Here is a 14,065-nt window from a genome sequence, read left to right as displayed (position 1 = left end):
CCGACACCCACCTGCACCACTGGGCATTCAACATCACCCAACACACCTGGACCACCAACGAAAACCTCGGCGGCACCCTCGCCTAACCACCACCACCACCGGCGGCCCCGGCACCACGCCGGGGGCCGCACGTGCGGCATCCACGAATCGCGATCTTTCGATAGGATTCGGTGAATGCGCAGACGAACGTTGATCGCGGGTGGCGCCGGCATCGGCGCCGCCCTGGCGATTCCCGGGGGAACCGGACACGCAGCCACCACACACCGGACGCCGGGCTTCCCGGACGTCATCGACCTGCCCGACGGCTTCCAGCCCGAGGGTATCGCCATCTCCGGCACCACCTTCTACGTCGGCTCGCTCGTCGACGGCGCCGTGTATCGCGGAAGCCTCGTCACGGGCCGGGGATCGATCCTGGTGCCGGGCCGCAGCGGAGGCCAGGCGACCGGCGTCAAGGTCGACGCCCGCGGCCGGCTCTGGGTCTGCGGCGCCGGCACCGGCGGAGCGAGCGTGTACGACGCCCGCACCGGCCGCGCCCTCGCGCAGTACAGCCTCGGCGGGAGCTTCGTCAACGACGTCGTGCTCACCCCGCAGGGCGCCTACCTCACCGACTCCGACCGCCCCGTGCTCTACCAGCTGCCGCTCGACCTCGGCGCCGCGCGCGCCATCGACCTCACCGGCGGCCTGGGCGAGGCGGGCGCGTTCAACAACGGCATCGAGGTGACTGCTGAGGGCCGGCTGGTCATCGTGCAGATGCTCGCCGACCGGCTCTTCTCCTACGACCCGCGCTCAGGCGCGAGCTTCCAGTACGACCTCGGCGGCGCCACCGTCCTGCAGGGCGACGGCCTGCTGCGGCGCGGCCCGTACCTGTACGTGGTCCGCAACTCCTTCAACGTGATCGCCAAGTTCCGCCTGCGCCGCACGTCGGCGGAGCTGGTCGAGGAGATCACCGACCCGCGCCTGCGGGTCCCGGCCACCATCGCGGACTTCGGCGGCTGGATCTACGCCGTCAACGCCCGCTTCGACCTGCCGGCCCCCGCTCCGACCGACACCTACACGATCGTCAAACTCTCCGCCTGAGCGCAAGCCTGAACGCAGGCGAGCGGTGACGGTGCCGCCCGCCGCAGCCGGTCAGCTGACCGTGCCGGGGCGGGCGGCGTCGACCGTGGTCGGCAGCGATCCGTGGTTGAGGTTCGCGGCGAGGGACCGGGCCGAGCCCGCGGAGAAGCCGCCGGAGATCTCGGCGTCGCCGGTGATGACGGCCTGGATCTCCGGCGCCGACACGACCCCGCCGTCGACCAGGATGGCGAGCTGCCGGCCGACCGTGTCCCGGGTCAGGTCGGTCCACCGTTGCTGCCCGGCCGTCGTGAAGTGCAGCGTGACCGTCCACTGGCCGGTCGCCGGGGACGCGGCGGCCTTCGCGCCGGCCAGGTCGGCCGCGGTGAGTCTGGCAACGTCGAGCCGGTACTTCGTCGTCTCGTCCTGGCAGGCGGTCACCGGCTCGGCGTCGGCGCGGTTGAGCACCACGTATTCGCGGTGGCCGAGCGCCGTGCAGCTGACTCCCGGCACCGCGAACTGCATCAGCGGCGGCAGGGCGCCGAGCTCCTCGCAGGTGAGCTCGTTGAAGCCGCCGATGTCCCGGGCGCCCGGGTCGTCGGGGCCCTTGAGGGCGGAGGCCGCCGCCCAGCGGGTCTCGCCCAGCTTCTTCTGCGCCGACGCCCGCAGGCCGCCCGGGTCGGCCGGGGCCGGCCCGCCGGACTTGCAGTCGTCGTCATCGTTGCCGGGCACGGTCACCCCGAGGACCGGCCGGAACGTGAGGTGGCCGGGCACCAGGACCTGACGCATCAGGTCGAAGCTTCCCTTGGCCCCGGTCATCCGCAGCGTGGCGGCCCCGGTGGTGGTGGCCGTGGGCCGCTCGACGCCGGCGTCCCGGAGCCGGTCGAGCAGGACCTGCCGGGTCCGCTCGACCGCGTCCGCCGCCGGGGCCTGCCCGTCGAGGCCGACGAGCTCGAGGTCGTAGAGAAAGTCGCCGGGCTGCGCGCGGTCGCCGCCGAAGTGCCTGGTGAACACCACGGCGGCGGTGATGCCGACCGCGAGCAGCAGCAGGACGACGGTGCCGACGACGAACCAGAACCATCGCGGGATGGTGCGGCCGGGGCTGGCGGGCGGTGCGTACATGCCCGCCAGATTAGGTCCTCCGGTGCCTACGCGGCGGCCCGGTAGGCCTCCCCGGCCGGTGTCGGGGTGGAGCCGTCCTTGTACAGGCCGTAGGGCAGCGAGTCGCCGACCGCGGGCAACGAGAACCAGGCGTAGCGCTCGACGTAGGCGGTGGCCTGCAGCTGCGTCGTCGTGCGGGTGATGAACGACGTGATCTGGGCCGTGTTCGGGAACTTCGGCGTGCCGGTGAAGTTCATCAGGCCGTACTCGGTGATCCAGATCGGCAGGTTGTAGCGGTCGTGGACGCGCTGGACGTAGCCGAGGAACTGGCCCACGGCGGCGTCGGAGAAGTCGGAGCCGTACCAGTGCAGCGTGATGAAGTCGACCCGCTTGTTCTGCTGGCGGGCACCGGTCATGAACCGGTCCAGCCACCCACCGGCCTGGTCGCCGCCCCACGCGACGGCCGGGCTGCCGAGCCGCAGCCCGGTCGCCTGCAGCCGCGGCCACAGCGACAGCGCCTGCTCGACGGTCATGTTCGCCTGGCCCTGCATGTCCGGCTCGTTGAAGCCCAGCAGCGTGGTGCCCTCGGTCTTGACCTTCGCCAGGGTGGCGTCGGTGACGTTGGCGGCGCCCCAGATCATCGGCACGAACTCGGCCGGGGCCGGCATGCTGTCGTTGTCCGGGGACCAGTTGTAGTACCAGCCGGAGCCGACGTTGCGCATCGCGTCGGACAGGCCGGTGAACTGCCAGGTGCTGACGCCCTTCTTCTTCACCGACGGGGTCGCGGTGCGCGATGCCGAAGGAGAAACGGACGCAGAGCCGGTGGGGGTACTGCCGGCAGGTAGCTTCCACTGCTGGTTGGCGTTGCCGGTGCAGGCCCAGATCTGCAGGCGGGTCCCGTCGGCGGAGGAGTTGCCGCTCGCATCCAGGCACTTGCCGGACCCGGTGTTGACGAGGCGGTTGCCGGCCCCGGCCGTCCACTGCTGGGCGCCGGTCCCGTTGCAGTCGTAGAGCTGGACCTTGGCCCCGTCGGCGGACGAGGCCCCGGTCACGTCGAGGCACTTGTTCAGGGCTCGGATGCTGCCATCGGCCGCGGCAACCGTCCACTGCTGGGCGCCGGTGCCGTTGCAGGTCCACAGCTGCACGGCGGTGCCGTTGGCGCTGCTGGACCCGGCGACGTCGACGCACTTGCCGGCGATGCCGGTGATCGGGGCGCCGGTCGCGGCCATGGCATTGGTGAGCCCGAACGCCCCGGCCGCCACCGCGGCCACGGCGAGCAGGGCGAACAGCGGTTTGCGGCCGAGTTTCATGCGCCTAACCTCGGCCATGGCGGTACCCGAGTCAATGCTCTTAAGGCAAACTTGAGAGAGCGCTCTCCCGGGCCGTCATCCCGGCGTGATCACTGCATCGGCATCACGCGGGCGATGCGGATCGAGGTGCTGTTGGCGCCGGCCGCCGGGTAGGCCGCGCTGCCGTCGCTGTAGGGCTTGAAGGCCTGGTAGTTGTGGTCCTTCACGCCGATCGCGAACTGGGCGCCGGTGGTTGTGCCGGTGGCGGCGTCGTAGACCTGGGCCGCCATCGCCGAGCCCGACTCCCAGGCCAGCAGCATCCGGCCGGCGCCGTAGGTCACCAGGTGCGGATGGGCGGTCTTCGCGGGCGTCTGCACGGTCTTGTCGGACGCCCCGCTGCCGAAGTGGTCCAGGCGGGCCGTGCCGCCCTGGCTCCAGGCGGTCCAGTAGCCGGCGGTCTTCGCCAGGACCAGGTCGCCGCCGAACAGCGTGCCGTCGCAGGAGCCGGCCGCCACCGTGCGATACGGGTGGGGCTGGGCTATGCGGCAGTTGTTGTCGGTGGCGCACACCATCGCGTAGTGGCTGGTGCGCGGGTCCCAGGCGATGCGCGTGCCCCAGCTGTGGCTGCAGCCGACCTCGAAGCTGTCCTTGTTGTTGGTGACCAGGCCGCCGCTGGAGTTGACGACCTGCATCCGGTCGCCCTCGTGAATGTCCACACAGGAGCCGTTCTGGACGGTGATCGCGACGCCGAAGTAGGCGGCGTAGTTGCTGCCGTCGGTGGCCAGGCGGCCGTGGTGCTGATACCACCACACGAAGCGGGCGCCGTTGTCGTAGCCGCCCAGGCTCGCGCTCAGGTTGGTGACCTGCCGCTCCCAGACCTGCTTGCCGCTGTTGTCGAAGCGGACCATCCACATCGTGTTGCACGGGCTCGACTCGCCGCCGCACAGGGGGCCGGTGTGGCAGTCGCCCTTGCGGGTCAGCAGGAGCACGCCGCCGTTGGCGTCGGCCGAGACGTCCTGCATGTCGATGCCGTCGAAGCTGGTCGTGGCGCCGGTGAGCTTGTCGTCGCAGCCGAGCTTGCCCAGGTTCACCTTGCCGTTGGTGCCGAGCCAGGCCAGCCACGAGCCGCCGTTGGGGGTCGCGGCGATCGCCATCGGCAGGGGGTCGGTGTCGCCCTCGCGGCCGTAGCCGGTGACCGCCGAGCCGACGCTGACGTCCGTCACCTTCACCACCGGCGACGCGCCCGCGGTGCGGCCGCACGGCCCGGTCTCCTTCGGCGGGGCGGCCGACGCGCTGGCCGACGCACCGGCCGCGGCCAGCGCCGCGGCGTCACCACCGGCGGCACCGGACCGGTCGCCGCCGGCTCCTTGGCCGTCGGCGGCGGCCGAGGCCGAGGTCGTGGTGGTCGACGGGCCGCCGGACGATGAGAACGCGGCCACGGCGCCGATGGAGGCGGCCACCGCGAGGCCGGCTACGGCGGCGATGACGAGGCGCCGCCGGTTGAGGGTGAAGGGCAGGTTCACGCGGCGAATAGTAGGGCCGGGAAAGCGCTTTCCGGCGGCGGTAAGGCAAACTTAAGGGAGCCGTAAACCGCCGCCGGACCTGGGCTTTCGTTGTTACTTGTCACATGAGATGTTCAGTTCCACACCTGGAATTCGGAGAGCTGCGCGGCCGGCCAAGCGGTGTTCGCGGTTACGGTGACTCGCCAATATCTGGCCGTCGTCGCGGGGAAGGTGATGGTTGCCGTCGGGCTGAACGTGTAGGTGCTGGAAGCCGTGACCGTCGTGAAGGCGGAGCCGTCGTTGGATGCGCTGAGCGTCAGCGTCTGGTTGCGGGCGCCCCACGTGGCCGGGAGTTGCAGGACCACCCTGGTGGCGGACTTCGCCGAACCGAGGTCGACCTGGACCCACTGCGGGAACGCGTTGTTCGCGCTCTCCCAGTAGGTGCCCTGGTTACCGTCGACGACATTCCCGGAGCCGTAGGTCTGGTTGTGCGAGGACTCCGCCGTCGGGCGGCCCGCGGCCAGGTTGGTCGGCGTCGGTGTGGTCCCGCCCTGGGTGAACTGCAGGCTGTTGAGGTTCCAGCCGCCGGTGTCCTGCATGACCGTCAGCACCTGCCGGCCGGCCGGGAGGGTCAGCGTCGCCGTGGCCGTGCCCCACGCCTGCCAGTCGCCGGTCGCGGGGAGGTTGACGGCGCCGGTCAGGTTGGCCCCGGACGCGTTGGCGATGTGCAGCGCGCCGGTGACCGCGCTCGGGGCGGCGATGCGGGCCGACACCGTGTACTGCCCGGCTGTGGCGACGTTCACCGTGTAGCGGAACCACTGCCCGCCGCTGGTCCAGCCGAGGTTGTAGCCGCCGCCGGTGTCCGACGTGGACTCGAGGTCGACGCCGTCGGCGCGGTAGCCGTTGCCGGAGCCGTTGATCGAGGTCACGTTGTAGGCGAGGCCCTGGCCGCCGGTGTCGTAGTGCTCGGCCTGCACGGTGCCGGGGATCGCGGCCGCGGTACCCCCGAACGGTCCTTGAACGGGGCCACTCCCGCCTTGCCAGCTGTTGCCGCTCAGGGTCGCCGCGAAGCCGGCGGAGTTGTTGAGGTAGGCGCTGGCCCCGCTCTTCAGCCCCGTCACCGTGTTGCCGGTGATGCTCGCCGAGCCGGTCGCGGCCGGGTAGAACGGCGGCGCGATGACCACGCCGTTGCGGCCCGGGTTGGTGACGGTGTTGTTCAGCAGCTGGGTGTTCGTCGACTGGGAGAACCCGACCCCGTCGTACAGGGAGTCGACGACCGTGTTGCCGGCGGCGGTGACCCGCTCGACGGCGCCGACGTTCTGGCCGTCGCCGCCGTTGCCGATGTGCAGCGCCGGCTGGCCCTGGCTGTAGCCGTTGCCGCCGGCGCGGGACACGACGTTGTTCGACACGGTCGCGCCGAGCAGGTCGCTGCCGTTGACCCCGAACCGGCCCGCGCCCAGGCCGATGTAGCGGGCGGTGTCGCTGATCGCGTTGTACTCCACGTCGTGCCCGCTGCCGCCGTAGATCCCGATGCCCTTGCCGCCCCACGGTGCGACGATCGTGTTGCGGGTGAACGAGGCGTTGGCCATCGGCGTGTAGTAGGTCCGGTTGCCGTTGCTGTCGGTGTTGTAGTTCACCGAGTTGATGGCCATGCCGTCGTCGCCGGTGCCGCGCACGAAGTTGTTGGTGGCGCTGAGATTGTTGCCGGCGGAGCTGTTCAGCGAGACGTTGTTGAGGTTGATGCCGTCGGCCCAGATGCTGGTGAGCCGGCTGTTGCGGACCTGCCCGCCGGTGCCGGACGCCCAGAAGCCCGACAGGGTGTGCTGGGTCCAGATGTCGTCCGCGACCCAGTTGGTGCCGGTGGTGTCCATGGCCCCGCCGGCACCGTCCACAGTGGCCCGGCTGGTGGCGTTGGAGTCGATGTGGAAGTCCCGCACCGTGCACGACGTGAGATCGAAGACCGCTCCGAGCGGCTGTGGATTCGGCAGGGGTACCGCCCGATAGATGGTGCTGTACCACGGTCCCGCGCCCGCGATGGTGATGCCGTTCGCGTGCAGGCCGCCGGTCCCCTTGAGGTAGAAGGTGCCGCTCGGGATCCACAGCACCTTGCCCTGCGACTGCGCCTGGTCGATGCAGCTCTGGATCGGGCCGGTGCTGTCGACGTTCGGATTGTCCGCGGCGCCGCAGCTGGTGATCGAGAGCGAGCCGGCCGGCTGGCTGATCGGCGCCGGGTTCTCCACGTCGACCACGTCGATGTCGTAGAAGGCGGCGGTGCTGGCGGCGTCCTTCTGCAGCGCGAAGGTGGCGCCGGGCTGTATGGCGGTACCGCTGATGAACGCCTTCGCCTCGTCCCAGAACACGCGGGGGTTGCCGTCGGCCGGGTTCTGATCGGCGCTGTCGTTGTAGTGGTTGTTGCCCTCATACACCCACGACTGCTTCGACGTGAGGCTGAGCGCCTGCCGATACGCCCCGTCGACGTACAGGTTGAGGCCGGCCGTGATCCCGCCCCCGCCGGCCGCGTCGGGGATGCTGGCCCGCACGACGATCGCGCTGATCGGCTTGCCGGTCGTGTTCGTCCAGGTCACCTTCTGCCCGGCCGCGGCGAGGTGGGCGTAGGCGTGCCCGGAGGCTTCGAGGGCGGCGCTGGAGTACTGCGTCGTCGGCGCCGCGGTCAGCGCGACGGTCGTGGCACCGCCGCCGAGCGTGCCGACCTCGGCCTCGTAGCTGGTGAACGGCGTGGTGGCGCCTACGGTGGCGGCCTGCGCCGGCGGGGCCGCGGCGGTGATGACGAGCGCCCCGCCGACCAGGACGGCGGCGGCGAGCAGCGATGAACGAGCCATGGAGCGTCCTCCCAGAGCACGCGTAGCGGCGCGTGCAAGTATTTGCAGGGAACACTCATTAAGCTGACGAGTCAAGCCCGCTATTTGTGCAAACTTTCGTAGGAAAATACGATCATGTCGCGCATGGGGATGCCGTGCTCGACGATCGGGGGATCGATGTAGGCGAAGAAGTCCCGCTCCACCCGCAGCATCCGAAAGCCGCACCGCTGGTAGAACGCGATGTTGTCCAGCGACGAGTTGGCCGTGCCGACGATGAGGCCGCCCGGGTGCGCTGACTTCAGGGCTTCGAGGATTCGCAGGCCGTACCCCCGCCGCCTCCGCTCTTCGACGACGGCGATGTAGACGATCTCGCCGTGCCGGACGACCGCCGCCCCGACCAGGACCCCGTCGTCCCGTCCGGCGTAGGCGACGGACTCGGGGTCGGCGAGGACCGCCCGGATCCGCTCGTCGCCCTCTTCGGCGTCGCGCAGGACCGGGACCAGGGTTTCGTGCTCCGCGCGCGCGGCCACGACCAGCTCGAACATCGGCCCAGTCTGCCGCCTAGGATCGGTCGGTGACCACCGGATTACGCGACGACGCGGGGATCGCCATCGCGCGGCGGCGGCTCGGCCGGCCGGGACCGTTCCCGCGGTCGTTCTGGCTCGCGGCCCTCCTGATCGGCGGCATCGCGCTCGCGCTGCGCCTGGTGAACCTCGCGAACCCGCCGGGCGTGATGTTCGACGAGGTGTACTACGCCAACGAGGCGCAGGATCTGCTCCAGCACGGCGTCGAGTGGGTGCCGGAGTCCGGGCAGCCCGAGTACGTCGTCCACCCGCCCCTGGGCAAGTGGATGATCGCGGCCGGGGAGCAGGTGTTCGGGTACAACGCGTTCGGCTGGCGCATCATGGCGGTGCTCGTCGGCGTCGCCGCGATCGTGCTGCTCATGGCCGCGGCCTGGCGGCTGTTCCGGTCCACCGTGCTGGCCGCGGCGGCGGGCCTGCTGGTCGCGCTGGACGGGATGCACTTCGTGCTGTCGCGGATCGCGCTGCTCGACATCTTCCTGATGTTCTGGGTCGTCGTCGCGTTCTACCTGCTGGTGCTCGACCGGGAGCAGCGGCGGGCGCGATGGCTGGCGGTGGTCGAGGCCGGCGGGGACACGCTGCGGCCGCGGCTCGGGATTCCGTGGTACCGCATCGGCTGGGCGGTCGCGATCGGGCTCGCGTGCGGCGTCAAATGGAGCGGGCTGTGGTACCTCCTGCTGTTCATCGTCGCCGCCACCGTCTTCGACATGGGCGCGTGCCGCACCGCCGGCGTGCGGCACTGGTTCGGCGAGAGCCTGATCCCGGCGATCGGCTGGGGCTTCGCGATCCTCGGCCTGGCCCTGTTCGCCTACGTCAACGTGTGGTGGGGCTGGTTCCTCAGCGATGACGGCTACTTCCGCCACTGGTACGCCGCCACGCACAACCTCCCGCACGACCGGCCCATCGACGCCCTGGTCAACCTGGTCCACTACCACGAGACCGCCTACGCCTTCCACACGACGCTGGACCAGCCGCACCGATACCAGTCGTGGCCCTGGCAGTGGCTGCTGCTCGGCCGGCCGGTCGCGATCCACTGGGACCCGGGCGTCTCCTGCGCCGCCGACCGCTGCACCGCCGAGATCCTGCTGCTGGGCACGCCGGTGCTGTGGTGGTCGTTCCTGCCGGCGCTGGCCGGGCTGGTGTGGCTGGCGATCGCCCGCCGCGACGGCCGCGCGTGGCTGATCCTGGCGGCCGCGCTGGCCGGCATCGTGCCGTGGTTCCAGTCGATGCCGGAGCACCGCACGATGTTCTACTTCTACGCCCTCCCGGCCGAACCGTTCCTGGTCCTCGCGGTGGTCTACGTGCTCGGGGCGGTGATCGGCGCACCACACGGCCGCCGGCGGTTCGTCGGTTCCATGATTTTCGGGGGGTACCTGCTGGTCGTGGCTCTGTGCTTCGCGTACTTCTACCCCATCTACGCGGCGTCGCCGATCCCGTACACCGCCTGGCTGGACCGCCTGTGGCTAGGCAACCGCTGGGTCTAGTCGCCGGGTCGTGCACCGCTTCAGCAGCTCGCGCAGCCAGACGTGCGCGCGGTCGGTGTCGTGGCGCTGATGCCACAGCAGGATCACGGGCACGGGCGGCGCTTCGAGGGGCAGCGGCACCGTGCGCATGCCGTGCCGCGCCACCGCCTCCGCGGTCATCCGGGCCGGCACGGTCACGGCCGCCCCGAGCGCGGCGGCCAGGGCCAGGGCGGCGTCCACGGTGGGCGTGACCGCGACCGTCCGCCGGTCGATGACGTCGTCGAGGGGGTCGCGCAGCCGTCCCCGCCGCGACACGATGATGTGCGGCACGGAGCCGAAACGCCGCCGTGACAACGACTTTCCGCGCCAGGCGCCCGGGATCGCCACCACCCGCTCGTCGTGCCCGAGCAGCTCCCAGCGGATCTCCGGCATCTCCGGCTCGTCGGCCCCGATCTCGGCGTCGACCCGCCCGTGCCGCAGGTCGCTGGTGTCGCCGCCGGCCTCACCGAGGAACCGCAGCCGGACCCCGGGCGCCAGCGTGCTGACCGCTTGCAGCAGGCCCGGCCCGACCGCCGACGTGATGGCATCGTGGAACCGCAGGGTGAACGTCCGGTCCAGCGTCGCCGGGTCGACGTCGGCGTCGGGCCGCAGCAGCGCCTGGGCCTCCTGCACGAGCCGGTGCACGTCGGTGCGCACCCGCAGCGCGTAGGGCGTGGCCGTCATCGTCCGCCCGGTCCGCACCAGGATCGCGTCGCCGGTGGCCCGCCGGATCCGCCCGAGGGTCCGGCTCATGGCGGGCGGGGAGAGCCGCAGCCGTTCGGCCGCCCCGAGCACGCTGCCCTCCTCGAGCAGCGCATCGAGCGCGGTGAGCAGGTTGAGGTCCAATGATTGCACCTGGGTAACTCTAGCCGTACCAAAGATGCATTTGCCGCACTGCCGGATCGGGGCTTTGCTGGAGGCATGCAACTGCACCCGGTCATCGACATCGCCCAGGACTTCGGCCACCGCCTGCTGGAGCGGCAGTGGTCCCCGGCCAACCGCCTCACCGGCCGCGCCGCCATGCGCGCCGCCGCCGCCGACCTGGACGAGCTCATCCACGACCCGCTCCGGGCCGCCCTGTCCGCCCTGCACCCCGACGCCCGTTGGGTCGACGACCCCGACGAGCGCGCATCGCTGGACGGCGGCGACTGGTGGGCCGTCGACGACGTGGAAGGCGCCGTCAACCTGCTGCACGGCCGCCCCGAGTGGTGCATCAGCATCGCCCTGATCCGCGACCGCCGCCCCGTCCTCGCCGTGATCTACCAGCCGGTCGGCGACCGCCTGTTCACCGCCGAGCCCGGCGCCGGCGCGTACGAAAACGGCGCCCGGCTGGCCGTCTCCCCCAAGACCGACTTCGCCGACGCGATCGTCGAGACCAGCCAGGTCGGCGACGAGCCCGAGGCCCTCAAGTCGAGAATCGGCCAGGCCATCGGTGCGCTCATGTCCCGCGCCCTGCTCGTCCGCACCACCATCCCGACCACCTTCCCGCTCCTGTCCCTGGCCGCCGGCCGCACCGACGCCTTCTGGCAGTACGCCCCCGCCCTCACCGGCGTAGCCGCCGCCACCCTCATCGCCACCGAGGCCGGCGCCACCGCCACCGACCTGACCGGCGCCCCCTGGCACTCGGGCGCCGACTCCCTGCTGGTCACCCCGCCGGCCCTGCACGAGGCCGCCCTGAAGGCGATGGCCGACCTCTGATGCCGACGATGACGATTCTGGGCGCGACCGGCGGCACCGGCCGCGAACTGGTCCGCCAGGCCCTGGCCCGCGGCCACCACGTCCGGGCCGTGGCCCGCGACCCGTCCCGACTTCCCTCCGACAGCCGCCTCACGTTGCTCACCGCCGACGTCCTGGACGGGCCGGCGCTCACCCGGGCCCTGGACGGCGCCGAAGTCATCGTGTCCGGGCTGGGCATCACCGGCGGCGAGACCCCGGGCGTCCTGACCGCCGGCGCCCGCGCGGCAGCCGCCTCGGGCGCCCGGATCGTCTGGCTGTCCGCCCTCGGCGTCGGCCCGTCGGCGCCCGCGGCCGGCTTCCTGACCCGCGCGCTGCTGGGCGCGTTCATGCGCAAGGAACTCCCGGACCGGGAGGCGGCCACGGCGGCGGTCCTGGCCGCCGGCGGCACGGTCGTGCACGCGGGCCCGCTGACCGACGGACCGCCCACGCCGACCCGCCGCACCCTGGCCCTGCCCGACCGGCCGCTGGCGTTGTTCCCCGCCCGCGTGAGCCGGGCGACGGTAGCCGCGGCGATGCTCGACGAGGCCGAGTCCCTCCGGTTCGAAGGGCACCCCGTCGTGGTACTTCCCTGACCCGCGACCGCGTCCGGCGGTCATGTCGACGACCGCCTCAGGTCACTCGGAACACCGGCCACCCGATCTCGGTGCGCCACGCGGCCGGATCGCTCGCGGCGGCGGCACCGTCACCCGGCCGCGGCCTCAGAGCAAGTCCGCGTCGTGGACCAGCATCGCCAGCTGGGTCCGGTTGTCCAGGTCCAGCTTGGTCATGATGTGGGTCAGGTGGGCCTTGACCGTCGGGACGCTCATCGTCAGCTCGGCCGCGATCTCGGCGTTGGTCAGGCCCCGGGCCACGCCGATCGCCACGTCCCGCTCGCGGGGGCTCACGGCGGCCAGCTGCCCGCGGGCCCGCTCGAAGCCCGCCGCGTCCGCGGCCACCCGGGCCATCAGGCGCCGGGTCACGGCGGCGGACAGGATCGGGTCGCCGGCCGACACGCGGCGGATCGCCTCGACGATGCGGTCCGGCGGGGTGTCCTTGAGCAGGAAGCCGCTCGCCCCGGCGCGCAGGGCCCGCACCACGTGCTCGTCGGTGTCGAACGTGGTGAGCACGACGATCTCGGGCGGCTGCGGCCGGGCCCGGGCGCGGCGGGTGGCCTGGATGCCGTCGACCCGGGGCATGCGCAGGTCCATGAGCACGACGTCGGCGCGGTGGCGGTCCAGGGCGGCCGGGAGCTCGTCGCCGTCGGCCAGGGTGGCGAGGACCTCGATCCCCTGGGCGCCGTCGAGCATCATCGTGAGGGCCGCCCGTACCAATGGATCGTCGTCCACGACGAGGACCCGGACTACGGCGTCGGGCACGGCAGCTCCGCCCGCAGCCGGAACTCTCCCGTCGCGGTCACGGCGTGCTCGAGCGTGCCACCGGCCAGCCCGACCCGTTCGGTCAGCCCGATCAGACCCACGCCGGAGCCAGACAGGTCGGGCAGGTCCGGCGTGACCGGGTTGCGCACGTCAAGCACCAGCCGCCCCCCATCGATCTCGAGCGTGATCGTAACCGGCTGACCGGCCGCGTGCTTGCGGGCGTTGGTGAGCGCCTCCTGCACGACCCGGTAGGCGGTGCGCCCGACCGTCGGCGGCACCTCGGCCCCGTCCGGGTAGTCGAGCCGGACCCGCTGCCCGGCGGCGACCGCCTCCCGCACCAGCCGCGGCACTTCGGGCAGGGAGTGCACGGCGCCGGCCTCGTCGTGGCGCAGTACGGCGATCACCTCGCGCAGCTCGTCCAGCGCCTGGTGCACGCCCTGGCGCAGCACGCCGGCCGCCTCGGTCAGACGCTCGGGCGGCGCGTCGGGGCGGTACTCCAGTGCCCCGGCGTACATCGCCAGCAGCGACAGCCGGTGGGCCAGCACGTCGTGCATCTCCCGGGCGATGAGCGTGCGCTCGGCGAGCCGCGCCTCGCTGACCCGGCGCCCCTGCTCGGCCTCGGCCCGCCAGGCCCGCTCGCGCAGGGACAGCAGCAGGTCGTGGCGCGTTCTGAGCCACACGCCCCAGCCGAACAGCGCCGCGTGGGCCATCGCCATGAGCAGCAGCCACCAGCCGTAGGCCAGCCCCGGGTACGGCCGCCAGAACCCCTGCACCGCGTGTCCGGCGACGCTGGCCAGCGCGACCACGGCCGCGTCGCGCAGCGGGCGGCGCCGGGCGGCGGTGAACACCGCGGAGGTCGCGGCCGGCGTGGCCACCGGCGACAGTGCCGCGAGCACGGCCAGGGCGAGGCCGCCCGCAACGGGCCGGTACAGCGCCAGCACCACCCCGGCGACGGCGAGCCCACCGGTCGCCAGGTCGAGCGGGTCGTGCGTGGGTACGAGGCTCGCCGCGGTCAGCGCGCCGATCGTGACCGCGACGATGGCTGCGGCCGCGCGCGGCGGTCGGTCCGGGGTCACGCAAGCAGACTAGGCGGTGATCATCGGCCCCGGCCACCGACCAAAGTCGT

Annotated in this window: 12 protein-coding genes; 4 read left to right on the top strand and 8 right to left on the bottom strand. The window is 72.2% G+C overall.

Annotated features, from left to right (window positions below):
• Nucleotides 1–174 precede the first annotated feature (174 nt).
• On the top strand, nt 175–1,077 hold the full coding sequence (locus tag ACIA8L_RS34180; protein ID WP_395910923.1) for a superoxide dismutase: 903 nt from the start codon (nt 175–177) through the stop codon (nt 1,075–1,077).
• Nucleotides 1,078–1,128: 51 nt separating this feature from the next.
• Here the strand turns inward: ACIA8L_RS34180 and ACIA8L_RS34175 are convergent, their stop codons facing one another.
• The 5 genes from ACIA8L_RS34175 to ACIA8L_RS34155 all read right to left on the bottom strand — a co-directional run bounded on the left by ACIA8L_RS34175 (nt 1,129) and on the right by ACIA8L_RS34155 (nt 8,309).
• Nucleotides 1,129–2,175 (bottom strand): SecDF P1 head subdomain-containing protein, encoded by a 1,047-nt coding sequence (locus tag ACIA8L_RS34175; RefSeq protein WP_395910921.1) that lies wholly within the window; start codon nt 2,173–2,175, stop codon nt 1,129–1,131.
• A 26-nt stretch (nt 2,176–2,201) separates the two neighbouring features.
• On the bottom strand, nt 2,202–3,464 hold the full coding sequence (locus ACIA8L_RS34170) for a glycoside hydrolase family protein (RefSeq protein WP_395910919.1): 1,263 nt from the start codon (nt 3,462–3,464) through the stop codon (nt 2,202–2,204).
• Between the two features lie 89 nt (nt 3,465–3,553).
• Entirely contained in the window at nt 3,554–4,966 is a 1,413-nt protein-coding gene (locus ACIA8L_RS34165) for a hypothetical protein (RefSeq protein ID WP_395910917.1), read from the bottom strand.
• 113 nt (nt 4,967–5,079) lie between these two features.
• Entirely contained in the window at nt 5,080–7,785 is a 2,706-nt protein-coding gene (locus tag ACIA8L_RS34160) for a discoidin domain-containing protein (RefSeq protein ID WP_395910915.1), read from the bottom strand.
• An 80-nt stretch (nt 7,786–7,865) separates the two neighbouring features.
• A complete protein-coding gene (locus ACIA8L_RS34155) occupies nt 7,866–8,309 on the bottom strand; it encodes a GNAT family N-acetyltransferase (RefSeq protein WP_395910913.1) in 444 nt (147 codons plus the stop codon).
• Nucleotides 8,310–8,338: 29 nt separating this feature from the next.
• Between ACIA8L_RS34155 and ACIA8L_RS34150 the strand changes: the two genes are divergently transcribed.
• Nucleotides 8,339–9,829, top strand: coding sequence for a dolichyl-phosphate-mannose--protein mannosyltransferase (locus tag ACIA8L_RS34150; RefSeq protein WP_395910912.1), 1,491 nt, complete (start codon nt 8,339–8,341; stop codon nt 9,827–9,829).
• Here ACIA8L_RS34150 and ACIA8L_RS34145 read toward each other — a convergent pair.
• Nucleotides 9,809–10,702 carry a LysR family transcriptional regulator gene (locus tag ACIA8L_RS34145; protein WP_395910910.1) on the bottom strand — a complete coding sequence of 298 codons (894 nt, stop codon included), beginning with the start codon at nt 10,700–10,702 and terminating at the stop codon, nt 9,809–9,811. The genes ACIA8L_RS34150 and ACIA8L_RS34145 overlap by 21 nt on opposite strands.
• 66 nt (nt 10,703–10,768) lie before the next feature.
• Here ACIA8L_RS34145 and ACIA8L_RS34140 point away from each other — a divergent pair, with 66 nt between their 5' ends.
• Nucleotides 10,769–11,545, top strand: a complete 777-nt coding sequence (locus tag ACIA8L_RS34140; protein WP_395910908.1) for an inositol monophosphatase family protein — start codon at nt 10,769–10,771, stop codon at nt 11,543–11,545.
• Nucleotides 11,546–11,553: 8 nt separating this feature from the next.
• Nucleotides 11,554–12,156, top strand: coding sequence for an NAD(P)-dependent oxidoreductase (locus ACIA8L_RS34135; protein WP_395910907.1), 603 nt, complete (start codon nt 11,554–11,556; stop codon nt 12,154–12,156).
• A 126-nt stretch (nt 12,157–12,282) separates the two neighbouring features.
• Here ACIA8L_RS34135 and ACIA8L_RS34130 read toward each other — a convergent pair whose 3' ends face one another.
• Entirely contained in the window at nt 12,283–12,939 is a 657-nt protein-coding gene (locus ACIA8L_RS34130; protein ID WP_395910906.1) for a response regulator, read from the bottom strand.
• Complete coding sequence (locus ACIA8L_RS34125; RefSeq protein ID WP_395910904.1) at nt 12,924–14,015, bottom strand: sensor histidine kinase; 1,092 nt, start codon at nt 14,013–14,015, stop codon at nt 12,924–12,926. Before ACIA8L_RS34125 ends, ACIA8L_RS34130 begins: the two co-directional genes overlap by 16 nt.
• Between the last annotated feature and the right edge of the window lie 50 nt (nt 14,016–14,065).

This window comes from Dactylosporangium sp. NPDC051541 (genome assembly GCF_044454505.1).
In the GTDB taxonomy this organism is placed as follows: domain Bacteria; phylum Actinomycetota; class Actinomycetes; order Mycobacteriales; family Micromonosporaceae; genus Dactylosporangium.
The sequence above is the reverse complement of the archived record's forward strand: the minus strand, read 5'-3'. Positions and strand labels throughout refer to the sequence as shown.